Here is a 22,804-nt window from a genome sequence, read left to right as displayed (position 1 = left end):
GTTTCACCATAGCATAAGTAGGTTAAGTTCATGGTAAGATTTGGGGCAAAAAAGGTGGATTCAGTTCCACCTTTTTTATTTTGAAATATTTTAATACTCTCCATCCTTTTCCCTCAAATAATGCCATTTCATCTAAATTCCAGACCATACATCCATTAATTACTAGTTAAAACAATGAAAACGTATATGTTTACTTCACCATAGCATAAGTAGGTTTAAGTTCATGGTAAGATTTGGGGCAAAAAAGGTGGATTCAGTTCCACCTTTTTTATTTGTATACTATTGATTGCCAATATTTTTTGAATCTTCACTTTTCTTTTATTAATTACATAAAATAATTGTTAAAATAACAATGTAAGACCTATTCTTCAAAACAAATTGTTATATTTGTTTCACCATAGCATAAGTAGGTTAAGTTCATGGTAAGATTTGGGGCAAAAAAGGTGGATTCAATTCCACCTTTTTTATTTATAACAACTTAAACTTCATTTACCCTACCCTTCACTACGTTTTTATAAAACTTTTTTTCAATATTTTAAACAAAAAAAGGCAGGAAAACCGTTCCCACCTTTTAGTGTTTATTTGTACTAAAAATTATATGTTACTTATTTGCTTCATATAATTTTGAAACTCTATCCCAATTAATTACATTAAAAAATGCATTTATATAATCCGGTCTTCTATTCTGATAGTTTAGGTAATAAGCATGTTCCCATACATCTATTCCCAAAATGGGAAAACCTCCACAACCTATTCCAGGCATAAGCGGATTGTCTTGATTAGGTGTACTACATACTTCTACTTTTCCTCCTTTATGAACACAAAGCCAAGCCCAGCCAGATCCAAATTGTGTTCCAGCAGCACTAGAGAATTTCTCCTTAAATCCTTCAAAAGATCCATAAGCTTCCTTAATAGCTCCTGCCAATTCTCCAGTTGGCTCGCCACCTCCATTAGGAGACATTACTTCCCAAAAAAGTCTGTGATTGTAGAAACCTCCTCCATTATTTCTTACCGCACCATTACTCATATCTAAAGTGTCTAATATATCTTCAATAGATTTTCCTTCCAATTTAGAGCCTTCAATTGCTCCGTTTAATTTGGTTGTATATCCATTGTGATGTTTAGAATGATGTATTTCCATCGTACGGGCATCTATATGAGGTTCAAGTGCATCGTATGCATAAGATAACTTTGGTAATTCAAAAGCCATAATTTTATGTATTTTTAGTTAATAATTTAGTGTCAAACAAAATTACGAACATTCTTAAACAATTTATAATAATTAATTGTTAAGAACCTTTGTATCACCTATAGAATCTATATTCATTGAATACTCCTTTCTCCATTTACAATGCATCTGCCGGCTCAGGTAAAACATTTACGCTTGTTAAAGAATATCTTAAAATACTGTTAGCCAGTCCTTACCCTACCCAATTCAAACAAGTTCTTGCCATTACTTTCACCAATAAGGCAGTAAATGAAATGAAAGAGCGCGTTATGGCTGGATTGGAAGAATTCACTAAAGAAAAAGAGTTTCAGGCAAACCCTGCTATGTTTGAGATTATTGCAAAGGAACTGGGTTTAGGAGATCACGAAATGTATCAGCGCGCAAAAAACATATTAAAACATATACTCCATAATTACGCCTTCTTTGATATTGTAACCATAGACAAATTTAATCATAGACTCTTAAGAACTTTTGCTTATGATTTAAAATTACCTATGAACTTTGAAGTGGTTATAGACACTCCACTTTTATTGGAAGAAGTAACTGATAAATTGATATACAACGCAGGTAAAGATAAATTACTTACCAAAGTACTTATTGATTTTGCGCTTGAAAAAGCAGATAATGACAAAAGTTGGGATATCTCCAAAGACCTCTACAGAATTGCTAAGCTTTTATTAAAAGAAGATTATCTGGAGCATCTTAGCGAGGTTCAAAATAAATCTCTTTACGATTTACAAGCAACAGGAGAAAAAATTCGTCAACAGATTTCTATTCTGGAGAAAGAAATAGTAAATATTGCTGCCTCTGTATTAGCTAATATTGATCAAAATAATTTAGATTTTACCGATTTCACCAGAAGTTCTTTACCTAAATTTTTTCAAAAAGTTGCCCAAACAGATTTAAGTGTAGGTTTTGAAACGCAATGGCAACAAAATATTGCATCTGTACAACTTTATACAAATAAAAAGATAGGCTCACCAGCTGCGGTGGCAATAGATAAACTTCAACCTTGGCTAGCAGAACAACATGAAACCATCAAAACAAAGGTTATTGCACTAAGATATAGGGATAACTTATTAAAGAACCTTACTCCTCTATCCTTACTAAGTTCCATTAACCAATTATTGCAGCAGATAAAAGAAGAAGAAAATATCTTACTCATCTCAGAATTTAACCAAATAATCTCAAAAGAAATAGGCACACAACCTGCTCCTTTTATTTATGAACGCATTGGCGAAAAATATAGGCATTATTTTATAGATGAGTTTCAAGATACCTCCCGTATGCAATGGGAAAATCTCATTCCGCTAATAGCTAATGCTTTGGAAAGCGAATCTTTATCTGGAAAACGAGGTACTCTTATGTTGGTAGGAGATGCCAAACAAGCTATTTATCGTTGGAGAGGAGGCCTTGCAGAGCAATTTATATCTCTATATGATATTCCTGCGCATAATCCGTTTCAAGTAGATAAACATATTTTTCAACTGCCCCGTAATTTTAGAAGTTGTGAAGAGATTATTAATTTCAATAATAACTTTTTTGCTCATATTTCTTCCTATCTAAGCAATCCATATTACCAAAATCTCTTTAAAGAACATAGTTATCAAGAAACTAACAAACGCCAATATGGATATGTACAGCTTTCCTTTATTGATAAAGACTTTGGGGTTGATAAAAGTGAAACCTATTGTGAGTTAGCTTTCAATACCATTAGCCAAGTAATTAAAGAAGGTAAAGCGCTAAGTGATATATGCATTCTTACTAGAAGAAAAAAAGAAGGTATTGCCATGGCTTCGTTTCTAACCGAAAAAAACATCCCTATAATTTCTTCTGAATCTTTGTTACTAAAAAATGATGACCGAATTCAATTTTTAGTAACCCTCATGCGGCATGCTACCCAACCCCAGAATAAAGAACTCATAGCGTCTTTGCTAATATTCATTAGTCATCACAGTCAACATAAAATTCATGAAACTATAGAGGCTTACCTTGAAAATATTACCGGTGCTTTTAAATTATTTAATTTTGAAATGACCGATTTTCAAAAGCTTCCCCTTGCAGAAGCTATTACTTATGCCATCTATTCATTTGATCTCCAAAAGGATTCTGATGCATACCTTCAATACTTTTTAGATGAAATATTAGATTATTCTCTCCATAATAATTTAAGCTTTACTGATTTTCTGGCCTATTGGGAAAAGAAAGAAGACAATTTAAGTATTGTTTCTCCACCTGAAGCAAATGCAGTGAAGATAATGACCATTCATAAATCTAAAGGCTTAGAGTTTCCAGTAGTTATTTACCCGTTTGCCGATTCAAAAATTACACAAGATTTGGATAGAGAGATTTGGCTTCCGGTTTCTCAAGATGAATTTGGTATAAAGACAGCCCTATTTACCCGAAACAAAGATCTCGCTTCTTTTAATGAGCAAACTCAGGAAATGTGTGAGGCACATGAAGCCAAGTTACAGCTAGATCAATATAATATATTATATGTAGCCTTGACCCGAGCTGTAGAGCAGCTCTATATTTTCACCACCAAAGATCTCAATGTAAAGGGGCTAGAAAATACAGATACCTATGCTGGATTATTTATCAATTATTTAAAAGGTTCTGGAAGATGGAACGATGCAGAAAACACCTTTGTTTTTGGCAAAAAACCCTTAACCATAACCTCTACTAAAAACACAACGCAAGAATTAATTCCATTTGCTTCTCAAAATCCACTGCAAACCTCCTTTAAAGTCATTACTAAAAGTGGTTCATTATGGGAGACGGTAAGGGAGTCTGCTTTAGAGAAAGGAAATCTATACCACCTTCTACTGGCTAACATAAAATATAACTATGAATTGGAGGAGGCTTTAGAAGAAGCCGTACGCTCCGGAACTATAAATACACAAATAGCAGCTAAGGTCTCTTTACAACTAAAAGAGATTCTAAGGCACCCAGAGCTTATGCCCTATTTCTCTACAGACTATACTATTTATAATGAGTATGATATTTACACCCGTAATGGAAAGGTAATCCGGCCAGACCGTCTCGTCATTAATTCAGTTAATGAAGCGGTAATCATAGATTATAAAACCGGAAGTTTTAGCCCCAACTACGTCAATCAACTAAATACTTATGCAGAGGCTCTAAGCGAAATGGGCTATAAGGTAACCAAAAGATTGCTCGTCTTTATAAATGATACCATAGAAGTAAAAGCGTTATAACTGGCTGTAGAATCTTTAGTACTTTTGCAAAAAATCTACAAACATGTACGGATCTATAAAAGAATTTTTACAAAACGAGCTTGAGGAGATCAAAGAAAACGGACTCTATAAAAAAGAACGGGTAATTGTTTCACCACAAGGCGCAGTTATTAAAATCAATACCGGAGAAGAAGTTATTAACTTTTGTGCCAATAACTATTTGGGGCTTTCATCACATCCAGAGGTAATTCAGGCTGCAAAAGACACTCTGGACAGCCATGGGTTTGGAATGTCTTCAGTACGCTTTATTTGCGGCACACAAGACATTCACAAAAAATTAGAGGCTAAAATTGCTTCTTTCTATCAAACAGAAGACACTATATTATATGCCGCTGCTTTTGATGCTAACGGAGGTGTTTTTGAACCCTTGCTATCTGCCGCAGATGCTATTATATCTGATTCGCTAAACCATGCCTCTATTATAGATGGCGTAAGGTTGTGCAAAGCCATGCGTTTTCGCTATCAGAATAATGATATGGCAGATCTTGAAAAACAACTTCAGACTGCTCAAGAAAAAGGCGCCCGCTTTAAACTTATTGTAACAGATGGGGTTTTCTCAATGGATGGCTTAGTGGCACCACTGGACAAAATTTGTGATCTGGCAGATAAATATGACGCCATGGTAATGATTGATGAATGCCATGCTACTGGGTTTATTGGTGCTACAGGTATTGGTACGCCAGAATTGAAAAATGTTATGGGTAGAGTAGATATTATTACAGGTACCCTGGGCAAAGCTATGGGAGGTGCCATGGGGGGTTATACTACCGGTAAAAAAGAAATTATAGAAATTCTTAGGCAACGATCAAGACCTTATCTATTCTCAAACTCTTTAGCACCAGCTATCGTAGGTGCATCCATTAGGGTGTTTGAAATGCTAGAAAATGACACCTCTCTTCGTGATAAACTGGAGTCTAATACTAATTATTTCAAGAAAGGAATAAAAGAAGCTGGTTTTGATATTATTGATGGAGATTCTGCAATTGTACCGGTAATGTTATATGACGCAAAACTATCACAAATAATGGCAGATAAGTTATTAGAGCGCGGTATTTATGTAATTGGGTTCTTTTATCCGGTAGTTCCTAAAGAAAAAGCAAGAATTCGCGTACAGTTATCTGCAGCACATACGCAAGAACACCTTGATGCCGCCATTAAAGCATTTACAGCCGTAGGAAAGGAACTCGGTGTTATCTAAAACCGTTCCACATTATCAAAAATCAAAAAAATTAATATATTTGTTTTTGTTAATAAATATTAAGAACTTACATTTGTCGTTAATTAACACTTAAAATTAAATAATTCAACATGAAACATCTTAGCAAATTATTAGTTGCTGCTGTACTTTTTATGGGACTTGGCACGATGGAGGCGCAAGACTCAAACAATCCGTGGCAGGTTAGTTTTGGTGTAAACGCTATAGACGTTTATCCAACAAACCAACCAGGATTAGGTAAGTGGTTTGATGAATATTTCAATGCTAACGATCACTGGAACATCCTTCCCTCTATATCTGTGGTATCTGTATCGCGTTATGTAGGTGACGGTTTCTCCGTAGGAGTTCGCGGTTCATTAAACCAAATTGATAAATTAGGAGACACAGAAGTAGATGACCTTTCTCACTACGCTGTAGACGGTACTATCAAATACAACCTTAACGAATTTTTGAAGTTAGGTAAATTTGATCCGTTTATCGAAGTAGGTGGTGGTTATACCTGGGTTGACGAAATTGGTGCTGGTACTATTAATGGTGGTCTTGGTTTCAATTATTGGTTTACTGAAAATATTGGTCTTACCCTTCAATCTTCATATAAGCATGCTTTTGAAGATTATGGTGTTAAGCACTTTCAACATGTAGCTGGTGTAGCTATTAAATTTGGCGGTACTGATACTGATGGTGATGGTATCTATGATAAAGATGATGCTTGTCCTGAGGTTGCTGGTCTTCCTGCTTTCAACGGGTGTCCTGATTCTGATGGTGATGGTATCGAAGATTCTAAAGATGATTGTCCAAATGAAGCAGGTCCTGCTGAATTAAACGGTTGTCCTGATACTGACGGTGATGGTATTGCTGATAAAGATGATGCTTGTCCTGCTGAAGCTGGTCTAGCTGCTCTTAACGGATGTCCTGATGCTGACGGTGACGGTGTTGCTGATAAAGATGACGATTGTCCTGCTGAAGCTGGTCCAAAAGAAAATAAAGGTTGTCCTTACCAAGATAAAGATGGTGACGGCGTACTTGACAAAGATGATCAATGTCCAGACGTTGCTGGTACTGTAGCTAACAAAGGTTGCCCAGAAGTAACTGAAGAAGTTCAGAAGCAATTGAATGAATATGCTAAAACAATCTTATTTGATACAGGTAAATCTTCTATCAAGAAAGAGTCTGAAGCTGTTCTTGCAGATATCATAGCAATCCTTAAAGAATATCCAAATGCTAAATTCTCTATTGACGGTCACACAGACAGCGTTGGTAGCAAGAAACTTAATCAGCGTCTTTCTGATTCAAGAGCACTTTCTGTAAAAGAATTTCTTGTAAACAATGGTATCAATGAATTCAGATTGTCATCAATGGGTTATGGAGAAGACAAGCCAATCGCTTCTAATAAAACAAAAGCGGGTAGAACTCAAAACAGAAGAGTTGAAATTAACCTTGTAAAAGAGTAATTTAAACTTTAAAACATATTGAAAAACGCACCGGAATCCCGGTGCGTTTTTTATTTTTACCCTATGAAGACATTTCTAAGGGAAGTTGCAGAAGATATTATTAAAAGCCATCAAGACCTACAGCCTCTTGTATTTGTGCTTCCTAGCAAAAGAGCAGGTGTTTTTCTTCGCAATGAACTACTCTCTCTTACTACCAAAACAGGTTTTGGACCTAAAATTTATAGTATTGAAGAGTTTGTTCAAGAACTATCTAGACTAAGGCTAGCGGATACAACAGAACTTCTTTTTGAATTTTATCAGGTTTATAAGGCGCTTACACCTCAAGAAGCTACAGAAGACTTTTATAGTTTTAGCAGGTGGGCCACCACCATGATTCAAGATTTCAATGAAATAGATCGCTACCTAATAGCTACCGATGATTTCTTTAACTACCTAGCTTCTATAAAAGAGCTAAGCCATTGGTATTTACAAGAAGAAAAAACATCCCTTCAACAAAATTACATAAGGTTTTGGAATACACTACACCAGTATTATACTCAACTAAAGACGCGATTACTAGAAAAACAACTAGGCTATCAAGGATTAATTTATAGAGAAGCCGTAGAAAATCTAAATTACTATTTACAAGTACACCAGAGTAAACCCCATTTTTTTATAGGATTCAATGCCTTAAATACAGCAGAGTCTTTAATTATACAAGAGTTTTTATCGCATACAAATACCAAAGTATTCTGGGATATTGATGCACATTTTGTAGAAGACAAACAACATGATGCTGGCCTTTTTGTGCGTCGTTATTTCAAAGACTGGCAATACTATCAAAAGAATCCATTTACCCTATTTGGCACTTATTTTAGTGAAAAAAAGCAAATTGAAATTACAGGTATTCCAAAAAATATTGGGCAGGCACACTATATTAGCAAACTACTTTCTGCTCTTAAAGAACGTAAACAAGGGCTTCAAAATACGGCTATTGTTTTAGGAAATGAGATTTTATTAGCACCTCTACTAAATGCCTTACCCAAAGATATTACAGAGGTAAATATTACCGGAGGGTATCCACTTTACCTTTCTCCTATTGCTTCGTTCTTCAGTAATTGGTTTGAGCTCTTAGACAGTAAAGAAACCCAAGGTTGGTATCATCGTCCTTTGATCAATTTGCTTTCGCATCCGGCAGGTAGATTACTTTTTACCAGTGAAGATAAAGATTATGCAACTCAATTTATTGATAAAATAAATACCCAGAATCAATTATACCTCTCACAAGAAAACATCGTTGATCATTTTCCACAAAACTTGCATCCTATTTGTGATGTAGTATTTAGTTCCCGCTCCACCTCAGATATGAACACGGTAATTACCAATTGCCTTCATATCACCTTAACACTCAAAGAAAAATACCAAGATCAAGGCGGGCAGGCATTATATCTAGAATATTTATACCGATTGTATAGAATCTTTAATCAGCTACAACATCTCAATAAGGAGTACCAAGTTATAGAACATCTAAAAGGCTTTAGGCATCTTTTTAAAGAATTATTAAGCAAAGAAACTATTGATTTCCAAGGAAAACCTTTGCAAGGACTTCAAATAATGGGTGTTTTGGAAAGTAGAAACCTAGATTTTGAAACGGTTATCATTACTTCGCTTAATGAAGGTATTTTACCATCCGGTAAAAGTGATAATTCTTTTATTCCGTTTGACATGAAATCGGCTTTTGACCTCCCAACCTACAAAGAGAAAGATGCTATTTATACCTATCACTTTTATCATTTATTACAAAGAGCTAAAAATGTGTATTTGCTCTATAATTCTGAACCAGATGTATTGGAAGGAGGAGAGAAAAGCCGCTTTTTATTACAACTAACCTTAGATAAAGTACCCGCACACACTATTACCGAGCATATTGCAGGACCCCAAGTAACCCTTGCTCCTCCTAAACTAACAAAAATTACTAAAAATGAAGCTTTAAATAAGCGCCTTGAGGAAATTGCAACCCGTGGTTTTTCACCAACCAATCTCACCAATTATATTAGAAATCCGTTAGACTTCTATTTGCAATCAGTTGTAGGCATACGCAATGAGGTGGAACTAGAAGAAACCGTTGCTGCAAACACGCTAGGCACGGTGGTTCATGACACCTTAGAAGATCTTTATACCCCCATGGTTGGTAAGCTCTTAACAGGAGAAGCGCTTGCTAATGCCCACAAACTAATTACCCCTACGGTTGAAAAGAATTTTACCAAAACCTATCGTGGTGGGGATATAAGCCGGGGTAAAAACCTCATCATATATCATGTGGCTTTGCAATATGTTACCAAGTTTATAGAAATGGAACAAAAAGAGGTAAGCAAGGGAGCTTCTATTAAAATACTTAAGCTTGAAAGCGATTTAAAGCAATCGGTTCCTATTCCTCAATTGGATTTTCCAGTGTTTTTAAGAGGAAAAGCAGATAGAATTGATGAAAAAGACGGCATTATTAGAATTATTGATTATAAGACGGGAAAGGTATTACAAAATGAACTGGAGCTTTATGACTGGGATGTTTTAACTACAGATTATAAATATAGTAAGGCGTTTCAAGTATTGGCGTATGCCTATATGCTCAAAGACGAATTTCCAACTAAAGAAGTGCAGGCCGGAATTATTTCGTTTAAGAATTATGGTGGAGGCTTTCTTAGATTTGCAACCAAAGACAGCCCTAGAAGTGCCAAAAAAGCATATGCAGTTACAACTACTACACTAGAAGCATTCTTAAAAGAACTTACGAAACTTGTACTAGAGATATGCAATTCCACACAACCCTTTATTGAAAAAGAAATATAGTTATGCAAATAGAAAAAAATATTGTTTTAGAGAGAGCCCATAACAAACCCATTGTTTTAGATGTCTTTTACCAAACTTCTCCTCAAAAATTACCTTTAGTACTGTTTTGTCATGGTTACAAAGGCTTTAAAGACTGGGGAGCGTGGCCTTTGGTTGCAAAAGCTTTTGCAGAGGCGGGCTTCTTTTTCGTGAAGTTTAATTTCTCGCACAACGGGGGCACCGTAGAAGAACCTATTGATTTTCCCGATTTAAAGGCTTTTGGTGAAAACAACTATCGCAAAGAATTAGAAGATATAAAAGATGTATTGGATTTTTGTGAGGAAAATTATACAGCCACTGCGAATCTTTCACAGATTCATCTTATAGGGCATTCACGAGGGGGCGGTATTGTCACTTTGTATGCAAATGAAGATACCCGCATTACCAAACTGATTAGTTGGGCCGGGGTAAGTGATTTTGAAATGCGATTTCCTGCTGGTGATGCTTTTGAAGAATGGAAACGCACAAATGTCTTTTATACTGTTAATGGACGCACCAAACAAAACATGCCGCATTTCTTTCAGTTTTGGGAAGATTATGCCAAAGACCCAGCCCGTTTTGATATTGAAAAAGCTTGTAAGGAGATCACTATTCCCCATTTAATTATTCATGGAACAGATGATGCCTCTGTGCCCTTATGGGAAGCAGAATCTTTACATGAATGGAATTCTTCCAGTAATTTACTATTAATTAAAGGGGCTAACCATGTATTTGGCGCAAAACACCCATGGGAAAAAGACCATATGCCGTCACATTTAAAGGAAATAGTAACTAAAAGTATAGATTTTTTAAACGCTTAAAGTAAATTGAACTTGTAATTCTGTCTTTTTCAAGAAGCCAAAACGCTAAGAAATTGGTGTTCAATGAAAAACGTATGCCTTGGGAAGGAGTTTATTTCCTTCTTGAAAAGCTACTTCACAACATATTTTGTTATGCTTTCAAAAACGCTTTTTTAATTCTTTTTAGGTAGATTTTTGAATACTTTAAAAATAAATCAGAAACACATATACATTACAAAAATGTAAACTATAGTCTACATTTTTGTAATGTAACGTCAGTTAGATGTAAATAAAAATTAAAAATCGGGTTTGAAATTGTCTTTTATTTAGGTCCATTTTCAAACCCTGAACGCAGTCGCAGGGTGAACAAGCGAAGAAAATGAACGTAAGTAGCTTATCTACACTATTTTAATAATTCAAAGATCACATTTAAGACTAAAATATAAAACTGAAATTAGATCAAACTCAGGTTAAGGCATATCATACCAAGCATGTTCAACTTCTCATAGCAAAAAGTAAAATGATCAAAAATGAAAAGCGTTTTATATCAACACTCCACAAGCATCTAGGTTTAAAAGCACGATTGGTTTTAAAAATAAAAAGCTCCCAAAAGAGGAGCTTTCAACAATTATCACTTAATAATCTAAAATTCTAATAGTGGTACCTATAGTATCAACGCAAATGTCGATTATAATTTTCATTTACTTTTACAGGAATTAGTGCTGGCTCTTCCTCTTCAGTTCCAAAAACACGTTTTGCCAATGCTGCTAATTCTTCCCAAATGGTACTATTATATGTAGGGTTTTTTCTTCTCATAATTTCTCTATTTTTTCACTTAACCAATCTATAATAAATCATGTTCCAGCTTGTTGTTCTGTATACATGCTATTATTTCTTGAAGATAAGACAACCTTATGAAAGATACTACATAATTTAGCTAAAGTATTATTAAATCTTATTTTAAAGGAAAATTAGTTCTCAGCCTTCATCTTTTCCCACACCGGAAGCAAGCTTTGCAATTTGTCTTTATAACTAGCATTCATCTTTTCATTCATATCAATGGTGAATGTAAAAGGTCTGTCTACTGGAAAGTACCAGTACTTTTCTTTAAGCATTCCTTCTTTCGTACTAATTTTCCAGTCTGGAATATTAATATGACTTAATTCACCTTCTTTTGTAGTGAAGAGCCCCATAGCCCTAAGATCTTCCTTGCTCTTATAAGTTAATAGAATAGTGGCATTGAGTTTATCGGCTTCTTTAGAGAATACCAGCGACTTCAATTGAAAATTTTTGAGTTCTTCACTTAATTTTGTGTTTTCTATAATATCTTTTAATTGCGCCTTGGTTCTATCAAAAGCTGCTGTACTTTCTGAAGCAGTAAAAACATGTTGTTGTTCTATCTGAATAGTTTTTTGGACAACGTCTACTTGTATTTGTGTAATAGCACTAGCGATTCGGCTGTTTTCTTGGGCAAAAATGGAGCCTAATAAAAAGAATATCACTTTAATCTGTTCCATAAGTTTGTAGGTTATTGATTGCCTAAATATACGGTTTTACTTAGAAACAGGGCTATTTTGATTCTTATTACAAAGGCGCTTCCTTTTTATATTAACCTAGACATGAAAATGTTTTGTAATACTATGGAGCTACTCTACAAAGGTCACAGAAATATTTCCAGAGAGGAAAGCATACCCCAAAAAACAATTGAAAATCTGTTGTTAGGTAAAAATAAACTGTAATCTACCTACAAACGTACTCCTCTGTTTAGAAATTACGTTTATGAAGATTCTTAGCATAGAGAAACTTATAAATAAAACGCTAAAGTTTTGCGGGTTCTACCCATTTAAACTGGAATGAATTTTCTGGAATACGAATTCTGTCTGCAAGACGCCTCATTCTATCTGGTAGCCTCAAAAGATAATCGCAAGCTTTTTCCGCTTCATCGGTAAGACCAGTCACCTTGTCTATCTCCCAACGTTTTATTAGTTTATCAAGAATGTCTACATAATCCATAGAAGTGTAAACTCCTATTCGCTGGGCTGTATTGGAGAATTCTTCAAATGCAGTACCAATTTTATCTCCAGATTCTCTTAAAAAATGAGCCGGCATGGTTATTTTTTGCCTCATCATATCGTGAAAGGCTAGCATCATCTGACTAGGATCTACGGCAAAAATACGTTCTACAAATTCAGAATAGGCGTTGTGATGCCTCATTTCATCACCAGAAATAATCTTACACATTTTACCTAATTGCTTATTGCCTTTTTCTTTAGCAAGCTTGGCAACTCTATTATGCGAGATATAAGTAGCAAGTTCTTGAAAACTGGTATACACAAAGTTTTTATAAGGGTCTCTGCCAGTACCTATATCAAATCCGTCTGCAATTAAGTGTTGTGTAGTAATTTCTATTTCTCGCATGTTTACACGACCTGAAAGATAGAGGTATTTACTAAGTACATCTCCATGACGATTTTCTTCACCAGTCCAATGTCTTATCCATTTAGACCATCCATTATTGCCTACTTGATCTATCCCTTCTACATCCATCAACCAAGATTCATAAGTGGGTAATGCTTCTTCGGTAATCATATCACCTACCAATACCACCCAAAAATCATAAGGGAGTTCTTTGGCGAGTTCTCTAATTTCAGTTACTTCATCAAAAAATTCTTCGCTTTGAGAGTCTGGAAGAAAATCTGTAGGTTGCCATATACTATCAATGGGTATGAGGTATTTTTTGATTAAAGACTCTACGTCTTTCTCCAAGAATTGCATTACTTCTAATCTCACATTTTTTAATGACATATAAACAATGATTTTATAATTTGATCCGAAATTTATTTTCGCTTTAGATTGCTTTTTTTGTATAAATACCTTTTTGTATAGCTAACAAACCAGTTTTTCTAAAAACGGAAACCCCTTCTTATAAGCGATTCTCTATACAAAGCAGAATTGCTTTTATACTTTTCTTATTCTAGTATAATGAACAAAGTTAATGTGATGTTTTCAAATACACCCTATAAAAAGTGAAATATCACTCATACTATGGTATTTACCAGAATTATAACATGACAAGTTACACTCATTAAATAGCAAATACGCAAGGCTTAAATACTACATATTACTGGATTCTCTATATGCTAAAAATGTCATTTTATTTTAAATAAAAAAAGTAGCGACTTCCCAAGTTGTTGCTACTTTTTGTTGATTAGAAAAAACCACTCTCCTAAATTATTTAAAAAACATTCCTTATGTGCTAAACTTAATTCTTAGGAAATGCTATACACTTACTAATGCTAAACTCAACTAACTCTCACTGATAAATATAAAGATATGATGTATGTAATGCATATACCTATAAATTAGTAATATGTGGGAATTTTAAGGTATAAGTGCTTCAGTGCATTAAGAATATTAGAGATTGCTAGAGGGTCTAAGAGCAAAAGTGTTAAAGCTAATTTGATAAAGAATACATTAAGTGTATATCAATACTATTGAGTAGAGATACCTTTTATCATTATTTTAAAGTATTGCCACGATCTTTTTTGATAGGTCCCATCATTCCATTCTACGTAGTTTTCTATATATAGATTATTCTTTATATCAAACACACTTCGGCTTATCTTAAAAGGCACTTTAAAAGCACCATGAAGATTCCATTCATTCCTTTCAAGCGTATGTATCCCTATCTCAGAATAATTAGAATTATTTTTATTAATAGAAAATAAAAATGAAAAGTCTGTATTAAATAGTGGAAATCCACTTAACTTTTGTTGATCGCAGTTAACCATATCTACCAAATAATAAGAGTCTCCTGCAGCATTCTTTGCACTTACCAAATGTGACCTTGCACCTCCCAATTTACCTTGATACGTATAAATTTGATTTTCCTGATTAGATGCATTTTGTTTGTCTTTAAACCTAATCGTCTTTTGATTGGCACATGTGATGGAAATAACTCCATTCTTCTTGGTAATTCTATCTATCTCCTGCCATTCGTATAAAGTCTCATAGAGGCTCTCAAATTCTTTTTGGGTAACTGCTTCTACTGTAATATTTGTATTTGCAGCTATTACAATAGTGTCTTTTTGGTATAAATACAATTCTTTTCCAACAACGTCTTCAGGTTCCAGATAATATTCATTAGAAGCTTTTATCAAGCTTACATCATATGAATTGGTCAAACAAGCATCTATTACGTAAACCGTATCATTTCTATACCGAACGCCCGTCCATTCTCCTGGAAAAAAATCAACTTCTTCTTCAATAAATCCGGTAATTCCCGTCTTTTTTAATATTTCTAATTGTGTGTTGTACGGAAACCTTCCTATAATTTTTCCTTCAGGCGCAATTCTATATTGCAATCCTGTTTTACAATTTACATAGTTATAAAGAACTGATTCTTTCTTTTGTGTGATGGAATCTGTATTTTTTTGCTTGTTATTTGGGTCTTCGCTTTCTGTTTTTTTACAGCTAACTGCTATAGAAAATAACATTAATATTGCTAGCTTTATGGTATTTTTCATGTTGTACTAGTTTATAAAAATTCTCGTTTTATTAAACACCTAAGATTCATTTGGCCTTTGTGACCTATTTCATTGTCTTCATATTTTTTTTGAAAGATAAACATTTCACAGATACGTTTTCCTTCTGTAAAGGTATCAATAATTATTTCCATAGGTTCCAATAACAATGGACATGCGGTGTACATAACCTCCGTTTTGTTAGTCGCAATATGATGTCTCCTTACACTTATTTTAAGCTGCTCTTGATTTTTATTTATAGGATAACAAAAATGATAAAAATATCCTAGTATCAATTCTTTTGAATCTGTAGAGGTTAATACGGCACTTTTCAATGCTGTCCAACCGTAATTTGTGGTCTCTAAGGCTCTTTATCAAAATCTAAAGGTGTATCGCTATATTGATCATTAATCATTATTTTGTAGGTATAGCGTGCGGTTTGTACATCTTTAAGCATTACGGTGTATTTACAACAGGATCTTGGGCAAAAAGCTTTATCACACTCGCAATTGCTACTAAAAAGAAGCGTAATTTTCTCATAAAGAGAACGAATAAATTTGATACTCAAACTTACTTAAAAAAATTTGAAAGAGAGTATGGTCAAAGGTTAGTACCACTAATGCCAATCTTTAATATCATCTTGAAAAGCTTTCTCCAGTTTTTGAGCATCTGTGCGGGTAAGATTTCGTTTCATTTCATTTATAACAGCACGTGCAGAATCAAAACGGTCTCCTGATTCGTTTGTAAGTTCTGCATGTTGTGCTTCTGCATTGTTAAAACCACCATGATCATTAGAGGAAGCAACAATAGCTCGGAGTGCTTCTCGATTACTAAGTGCAGGATTTCGTAAAGCTTTTATGGCCGCTAATTGTGCTTCTGCATGCAGGCTGTATTCATGCGCCAGTGTTTCTGCTAGCTGTGCAACACTACCATTTGTGAGTCCGCCCAATCCTTTTTGATTTATTTTAATACGAAGAATTAAGGGTTGCGTACGCATATCATCTGTAACGGCATTTTTATCTACAATCTCTCCTAGTGTGTCTGCAAAAGTTTCTGGAGCATCATCATCACTGGTTCTGCGTTCTAGTTTGGTTTCTCCAGAGCCCGCCACCCCAAATGCGGTGCCAGGATCTATAATCACATGAATATTATCTGAGCTATTGATAAGTTGAAACAATTCTCCATTAATAGCACTAATAGCATTGTAAAATAGTCGTACCGCTGTATCCATATTAGCCGTTGCGCTTTTTGGATTTTTAACCAGAAATTTTCCTTGAATCGTCTTTGATGATTCAACCTCCGAAGAAACATTGCTTGGAGAAACAGCTTGGTAAGAAACCTGTTGCAATGCTTTTGCACCCATTATATCTGCTTCCTTTTCTAAACCTTCGTCATCATTAATAGCTACCGTTGCTTTAAGTTGTTTGGTGGGCTGTACCCGTCCTTGTTTTTGCTGTACCACATGCCAAGCCTCATGAGGCAAATGCTTTTCTTGTCCGCTAGCCAAATGAATTTGATTGCCTTGTGCATAGGCATGTGCTTGTAATTGGGCTGGTTTGGGGGAGTTGTAATGCACTTTCACATCGTCCATAGCCAAACCAGAAAGGTTTTCAATACCTGATTTTAGATTATCGGGCATCCCGGTATTATTAGCTTTACGTTGTAAGGTTAACTTATGCTGATTTGTAAACTCATTTGCGCTCTTTTGGGTAGCTGCTAATTGCTTTACTCGTTTACTATCATTCGCAGCAGCCTGTAATTTTTGAAAAGAGGTATGTTCCTGTCTTTTTTCAGAAAATAACTGAATTCCTGAGGCTTCAGTCTTAGCATTGCTTACCAGAGTTGATGGAGCGTTTTTATTAGATATTTTTTCTGGTGAGGATTTCATCTTTAGCTAGTGTGCTTTATCAAATTTACGAAGTAATAAGAATATAAATAACTATTTATATGCGGTTTCATTAAATAATCAATACTTTATGATTAATGTAATATCTGCCCTCCAAGAATTACATTTCCATTATCAAGGCTTTTTTCTGAGCTAAAACTGGTAATGATAAAAGATAATTTAATGTTTTCGGCTACTACAAGCCCTAAACTTAATTGACCGAATGAAAAACTGGCGCTATCAATTCCTAGATTCTCCTGATAAATATCGGTACCAAAAATCATATTGGTATTAAAATTCATAAAAAAACGCAGTGCATTGTTGCTTAAGGAAGCATCTGCATAGATATCTATTCCAAAAGAGGCACTTCCCGCAAAGTCTTCGGTGGTAGTACCAAATTCTGGAAAGTCTGCGGTGCCTTTGGCTATAAAACGAGATAATACATTGTATTGGTTGTTTTTAGAATGAGCATAGACCAAAGGATACTCAAATGTAAGTACTGTATTTCCCCCGTTGGTAGCTAACCTTTGATATGCTTCTTGCTGTTTTGCGGTTTCAGAATCATCAGATGAACTACTTGATATCATAGTACCCAAACTTACTCGAAAAACGCCCAGATTACCGCTCACCAGTTCTGAATATAAAGAGCCTGTATTGTCACCAAAGGTAAATCCTGTATTATTCAATACTTTAAAACGGGCACCTGTATTACCATAAATATAATCAAACAAAGCCTCTGAGCGACGGGGTCCAAATTGCAAAAAGAAGAATTGCTTGTATTGCAAATAGTCTTTTGTGTAAATATGATAGAGCGAATCTTGTTCTTTCTCTAGACTTTTTAATGTTGCTTTTGTGTCTTCTATTTTTGTCAGTTTATTTTCTATAATAGTATCTGAAAATCTATTAGCCACCACCGTATCTATTGAATTGGCATAAAGCTGGTCTTTTTTACCAGACAATTGTTCTTTAAGTTTCTTTATAGTAGTTGCATTGTAGTTGTAGCGAATAATTTCTGGCGTAATATAAACGGAGTCTTGTTTGCCGTTTCTGTTAATATTAGTTTTTACAGTACTATCATCTATAGCAGATTTGCTATTTAATAATTTAATGCCAGAAGTTTGACAAATAACAGTGGTAGACGTCAATAAAAGCAATAAAACAAAGATTCTTTTCATAAGAGAAGGTTTGGTTAGATAAAATCAATAGATAAAATAGGCGCCTTTGGAATAAAGCTTCTTTTTAGCATACCCTTCATCTATTAAAATTAGATTTGATTTTTGGATTAAATCAAATATAGAAACTCATTTCCAACCAAAACAGCGTATTTCTACGGGGTTTTAGCAGCTTTAGTAGTAGTATCTTCTACTTTTAGCATGGGAATACGCACCAATTCTACCGTAGCGGAAGCAAGAATTACTTTGCCATTGGTATTTTGAAAGGCTATACCAATTTGCTCATTTAATTGATGTTTTACAGAACGGCGCTTTTTATAGTCTGTAATATAGCGTAGGTTAAACTGCACCCAATTATCTGTCATAGTAACCGCCAGTGTAGGTTCAACCTGTGCGTTTTCAATATAATACTTTTTTACTACCTCTTTCCAGGTAGTAATGGACTGGGTTACATATTCTGAAAGTGTATGTTGTGCGATTTCAATAATAATTTTTTTGGCAAGCTCCATATCGGAACCGTAACGCACTGGCAAGTCAAACTCATCCCAGATAAAGGGAAAATCGTTTGAATAATTATAAATAGGGCCTCTAAATACAAAAGCGTTACTGAGTTTTACAATACGCCCACTGTAATTATCACTACTTACCCATTCGCCAATCTCCATCATAGTGGTATAAATACTATCTATGTCTATCACATCTCCTTTGATACCATTAATCTCAATTCGGTCTCCGGGTTTATAGACCTTTACAAGAAAGATATATACAGATCCTGCAAGGCTCAGAATTAATTCTTGCAGGGTAATAGTAATGCCCGCGGTAAAAAGACCTATTGCAAGGGTAAAATCACGAATGTTTCCCGTAAAATAAGAGAGTGATAAAATGATGATAAAAACATAGCCTACAATTTCTAAAGCCTTTTGTGATTTGTAACGGGCATTGGTATCTGGAATATTCTTTTTAAGTAGTTTTCGCAAGGCCTGAATTATCAATAAAATAACTACTAGCCATAGCAAATACTTAATGATGCTAGTAGTAGTAGGATGTTGAAGCATCCACTCTTTGATGGATTCCAGACCTTCCATAATTTTCCAATTTGCGCTAGATAGTGCTTCTTAAAGATACGGAATTTTAAGGAGAGTAGTTATGATTTGTAAAACTGTTCTAGGCCTTTTCTATAAACTTTTTAAAGCTAGTACAGTCCTTTTCATATTTAAAATTGCTATTGTCTTTTATTATTAATTTTAGATAATTTCTCATACATCTAAGAATCAATTTTTCAAAACACAGAGTAAGGAATGCTAAACCTTCCGTTCCATAACAGGTAAAAACCTTCCGGGAATGGAACTTTCTAATTGCCCTACTTTCACAAATCCAAATTTGGTATAAAAATCTGCGGCATTAGGGTCTGCATCTAGCTTTACTTTTTCAAAACCTGCTGCTTTTACGCGTAAGAGAAAATCTTCTAGTAAGATACGTCCATACCCTTTGCTTAAATGATCTGGATGAATAAATAAATTATCTAGCAAGGCCAGTGGTGGGCGCCCAGCCCAAGAATAGTAGCCCACAATCTCTCCTTCTTCTATGAGTTTGTGTACTTTAAACTTCTTTAGATAGTGTTCTGTAATAGTAAGTTCATCTGCCCATTCTTTTAATTGCGCTAAAGTATATCCCCAATGCCCTTTTGAGAGCATCGTAAGCTCTGTAAGGGTCTTGGCGTCTTCAGAAACGGCAGTGAGCAGTTGTGGCATTTCTCTTATTTTAAATCTGGGCGGGTGGGTCTTACTTCTATTTTGCTGGGTAAGGTTCTTGGATGCATTTGTAATAAATCTATCACCAACTTACCAATGTCTTCCGGCTGAATCTTCCACGCATCTGCATCCTCTGGTACATGATTGTTAAAATAGGTGGCAACAGAGCCTGGCATGATAGTGGTTACTTTAATATCATACGGGCGCAAATCTAACATGGTGGCTTGCGTAAATCCTACTACACCAAACTTAGAGGCATTATATCCAGCACCTTTGGCAAAGAAGTTGGTTCCTGCCAAACTTGCTAGGGTCATATAATAGCCTTTAGAAGTTTTAAGGGCCTCTACGGAGGCTTTTAGTGTGTGAAATGCTCCTGTTAAATTCGTATCAATCATTTGATGCCAGTGGGCGTCTTCCATTTTATCTACAGCGGCAAAGTGACCTACGCCAGCATTGGCTAGTACTACATCCAATTGGCCCCAAGTAGCTATTATTTTTGAAACCGCCTCTTGCTCATCACCAAGTTTCGTAACATCAGAGGCAAGACCTAATACCCTACTGCTATCTTCACTTAAATCCTTAGCAGCAGCTTCTGCATCTGCTAGTTTTCTACCGCTAATAGCAACTCGCATTCCTTGATCTAATAAGGCTTTGGCAACGCCATAACCAATTCCTTTGGTTCCTCCTGTAATATAAGCAACTTTATTCTGTAAACTCATTGTATGTGTTTTTCTGCTATTATTGATTTAAAATACATAGAACAAATCCTATAAAAATAAGCAACTACATAAACTTAGATATGAAGGTTAAACCTCAGCTATCTTTTTTTAGTTTGCTTAAACTGAATAAGGGGCTTTGATAGAATTAGTGTCTGCGATACACTTTTCACTTGTTCTTGGGTTAAAATTACGTAATAACAAAAGCTTTTTGAAATTCTAATACAATTTTTATGATTTCTATCGCTAATTGTTAAGCGCACTATTAAAAATAGCCTTCTTTATACCTAGATAAACAAAAAACCCTTCCGTTTCCGGAAGGGTTGTGGAGCATATCGGAGTCGAACCGATGACCTCTACGCTGCCAGCGTAGCGCTCTAGCCAGCTGAGCTAATGCCCCCTTTTTATTTTATAACTTACCCCTTAGAACCAATACTGGAATAGGGCAATGAAATTCTTGTTTCAAAATTATATTTTTTTCCCAAAGTTTGGTGAAAAATCCGCGTTTTCTTCTAAAAACACATAACATTTCTGGTTTACTACTTTGAAAATGTTCTAAAACACCTTGAAAAGTAGTCGCATTTTCTGAAACCGTAAGTGTTTCGCTTAAAGATTTTAACTCGTCATTGAGCTGCATATCTTCATCGTTATGTTTAGGTGTTTTTACAAATAACAAATTTACATCGGCACCAAAATGTTGTTGTAATTTTTGAAGGGGTTCTAGTACTCCTTTGCGTTTTACTACACCACTTCTAAACGCTGTTAAGATTGTTTTAGGTGCTTTAAATTTATACGTGTCTGGAACAATCAACGTAGGAATCTCCATTTGTTTGATGATGCTCCCAGATATAGCATCTAAATATACCTCATCTTTAATATGGCTATTAGAAGAAACCATTACCAAATCTATGGCCAGTTCATCTGCTATTTTCTCTATCACTTCAGGAAGTGTTCCTTTGGCAACTACATTTGCTAATTCTACTCCTTTTTGGTCTATTTTCTCTATAAACGCATTTACATATGCTTTGGTTTCACGCTGTATAATCTCTTCTACTTTTAAAATGCTTCCAGCTCTGGAAACCACATTATAATCACCAAGCACAAATACTTTACCTCCTGTAAATTTGGCAAAATCAATTGCGTACTGCAAGGTGTTCTCAATATTTCTGGAAGCTGCAACAGGAACTAATATATTTTTCATAAGTTCTTATTTAGGGTTAATCAATGTAGTAAAAAGTAGCTATTCTTAACATTAATTACGGTTTACTAATTAGTGACCGATATTTGATAGATGAAACTGTTTTTCTACATTTACCGGGCGTAAAAGTACATAAAAAAGACGGAATAAATGATGCAAATAAGACCCGCAGCTGAGAACGAAATTGATCAAATTCTAAGGATAACGGCTGCTTGTAATTTGTTTATGAGATCTAAAGGTATTAATCAATGGACAGAAAATTACCCTTCCCGCATGGCATTTGAAACAGATGTCTCACATAATGAACTCTTTGTATTGGTGAACAATTCAATAATTATAGGCTGTATTGTGGTATCGGAACGAATTGATGAAGTGTACAAACCCGTAAAATGGCTTACGCCTACTACCAAACACAAATATATCCACAGATTGGCTATACATCCAACTCATCAAAGAAAAGGCCATGCGCATCAATTAATGAATTTTGCAGAAGATTTGGCAAAAAAACACCAATGCACATCGATTCGGCTAGATACTTTTAGCAGGAATAAGGGCAATCAAAAGTTTTATGAAAGCAGAGGATACCACCGTTTAGGGGAAATTTTCTTTCCAGAACAAAGTGAACATCCTTTTTATTGTTTTGAGTACATACTATGAACTTTATATGATGATGAAGTTTTTTATCTCCATAAATATTCAGGAAGTCTGTTTAATTAGAAGTAAAAAACACTAAAAATAAGCCTTTCCTGTAAAAAGAAAAGGC

Annotated in this window: 18 protein-coding genes and 1 tRNA gene; 6 read left to right on the top strand and 13 right to left on the bottom strand. The window is 34.9% G+C overall.

Annotated features, from left to right (window positions below; all coding sequences use genetic code 11):
* Positions 1-601 precede the first annotated feature (601 nt).
* Positions 602-1,210 (bottom strand): superoxide dismutase, encoded by a 609-nt coding sequence (locus WBG07_RS05050; RefSeq protein WP_340199427.1) that lies wholly within the window; start codon positions 1,208-1,210, stop codon positions 602-604.
* 116 nt (positions 1,211-1,326) lie between these two features.
* Between WBG07_RS05050 and WBG07_RS05045 the strand changes: the two genes are divergently transcribed.
* From WBG07_RS05045 to WBG07_RS05025, 5 genes are all read left to right on the top strand, one after another.
* Positions 1,327-4,446, top strand: coding sequence for a UvrD-helicase domain-containing protein (locus tag WBG07_RS05045; RefSeq protein ID WP_340199426.1), 3,120 nt, complete (start codon positions 1,327-1,329; stop codon positions 4,444-4,446).
* A 43-nt stretch (positions 4,447-4,489) separates the two neighbouring features.
* Entirely contained in the window at positions 4,490-5,683 is a 1,194-nt protein-coding gene (gene kbl, locus WBG07_RS05040; RefSeq protein WP_340199425.1) for a glycine C-acetyltransferase, read from the top strand.
* Positions 5,684-5,793: 110 nt separating this feature from the next.
* Complete coding sequence (locus WBG07_RS05035) at positions 5,794-7,152, top strand: OmpA family protein (protein WP_340199424.1); 1,359 nt, start codon at positions 5,794-5,796, stop codon at positions 7,150-7,152.
* A 63-nt stretch (positions 7,153-7,215) separates the two neighbouring features.
* On the top strand, positions 7,216-9,978 hold the full coding sequence (locus tag WBG07_RS05030) for a PD-(D/E)XK nuclease family protein (RefSeq protein WP_340199423.1): 2,763 nt from the start codon (positions 7,216-7,218) through the stop codon (positions 9,976-9,978).
* 2 nt (positions 9,979-9,980) lie between these two features.
* Positions 9,981-10,817, top strand: coding sequence for an alpha/beta hydrolase family protein (locus WBG07_RS05025; protein WP_340199422.1), 837 nt, complete (start codon positions 9,981-9,983; stop codon positions 10,815-10,817).
* Between the two features lie 651 nt (positions 10,818-11,468).
* On the opposite strand, the gene WBG07_RS05020 is transcribed toward WBG07_RS05025, so the two are convergent.
* From WBG07_RS05020 to WBG07_RS04965, 12 genes are all read right to left on the bottom strand, one after another.
* Positions 11,469-11,612, bottom strand: a complete 144-nt coding sequence (locus tag WBG07_RS05020; RefSeq protein WP_340199421.1) for a hypothetical protein — start codon at positions 11,610-11,612, stop codon at positions 11,469-11,471.
* A 155-nt stretch (positions 11,613-11,767) separates the two neighbouring features.
* Positions 11,768-12,313: a hypothetical protein gene (locus WBG07_RS05015; RefSeq protein ID WP_340199420.1), complete on the bottom strand. Its 546-nt coding sequence runs from the start codon at positions 12,311-12,313 to the stop codon at positions 11,768-11,770.
* A 301-nt stretch (positions 12,314-12,614) separates the two neighbouring features.
* On the bottom strand, positions 12,615-13,601 hold the full coding sequence (locus tag WBG07_RS05010) for an acyl-ACP desaturase (protein ID WP_340199419.1): 987 nt from the start codon (positions 13,599-13,601) through the stop codon (positions 12,615-12,617).
* Between the two features lie 686 nt (positions 13,602-14,287).
* The gene (locus WBG07_RS05005; protein WP_340199418.1) at positions 14,288-15,322 is read right to left on the bottom strand and encodes a hypothetical protein; all 1,035 of its coding nucleotides are present in this window, start codon (positions 15,320-15,322) and stop codon (positions 14,288-14,290) included.
* Between the two features lie 11 nt (positions 15,323-15,333).
* Positions 15,334-15,654: a hypothetical protein gene (locus WBG07_RS05000; protein ID WP_340199417.1), complete on the bottom strand. Its 321-nt coding sequence runs from the start codon at positions 15,652-15,654 to the stop codon at positions 15,334-15,336.
* Positions 15,655-15,935: 281 nt separating this feature from the next.
* Positions 15,936-17,207, bottom strand: coding sequence for an eCIS core domain-containing protein (locus WBG07_RS04995; RefSeq protein ID WP_340199416.1), 1,272 nt, complete (start codon positions 17,205-17,207; stop codon positions 15,936-15,938).
* A gap of 92 nt (positions 17,208-17,299) precedes the next feature.
* Complete coding sequence (locus WBG07_RS04990; protein WP_340199415.1) at positions 17,300-18,379, bottom strand: hypothetical protein; 1,080 nt, start codon at positions 18,377-18,379, stop codon at positions 17,300-17,302.
* A gap of 152 nt (positions 18,380-18,531) precedes the next feature.
* Positions 18,532-19,461, bottom strand: coding sequence for a mechanosensitive ion channel family protein (locus WBG07_RS04985; RefSeq protein ID WP_340199414.1), 930 nt, complete (start codon positions 19,459-19,461; stop codon positions 18,532-18,534).
* A gap of 216 nt (positions 19,462-19,677) precedes the next feature.
* On the bottom strand, positions 19,678-20,127 hold the full coding sequence (locus tag WBG07_RS04980; protein ID WP_340199413.1) for a GNAT family N-acetyltransferase: 450 nt from the start codon (positions 20,125-20,127) through the stop codon (positions 19,678-19,680).
* 5 nt (positions 20,128-20,132) lie between these two features.
* Complete coding sequence (locus WBG07_RS04975; RefSeq protein WP_340199412.1) at positions 20,133-20,846, bottom strand: SDR family oxidoreductase; 714 nt, start codon at positions 20,844-20,846, stop codon at positions 20,133-20,135.
* A gap of 323 nt (positions 20,847-21,169) precedes the next feature.
* A tRNA-Ala gene (locus WBG07_RS04970) sits at positions 21,170-21,243 on the bottom strand.
* Between the two features lie 9 nt (positions 21,244-21,252).
* Positions 21,253-22,044 carry a universal stress protein gene (locus WBG07_RS04965; protein ID WP_340199411.1) on the bottom strand — a complete coding sequence of 264 codons (792 nt, stop codon included), beginning with the start codon at positions 22,042-22,044 and terminating at the stop codon, positions 21,253-21,255.
* A gap of 147 nt (positions 22,045-22,191) precedes the next feature.
* Here WBG07_RS04965 and WBG07_RS04960 point away from each other — a divergent pair, with 147 nt between their 5' ends.
* Positions 22,192-22,698: a GNAT family N-acetyltransferase gene (locus WBG07_RS04960; protein WP_340199410.1), complete on the top strand. Its 507-nt coding sequence runs from the start codon at positions 22,192-22,194 to the stop codon at positions 22,696-22,698.
* The last annotated feature ends 106 nt before the right edge of the window (positions 22,699-22,804 follow it).

This window comes from Ascidiimonas meishanensis (assembly GCF_037782385.1).
Taxonomy (GTDB): Bacteria; Bacteroidota; Bacteroidia; order Flavobacteriales; family Flavobacteriaceae; genus Ascidiimonas; species Ascidiimonas meishanensis.
Note: the sequence above shows the minus strand (reverse complement) of the source record. Positions and strands in the feature narration are given on the sequence as shown.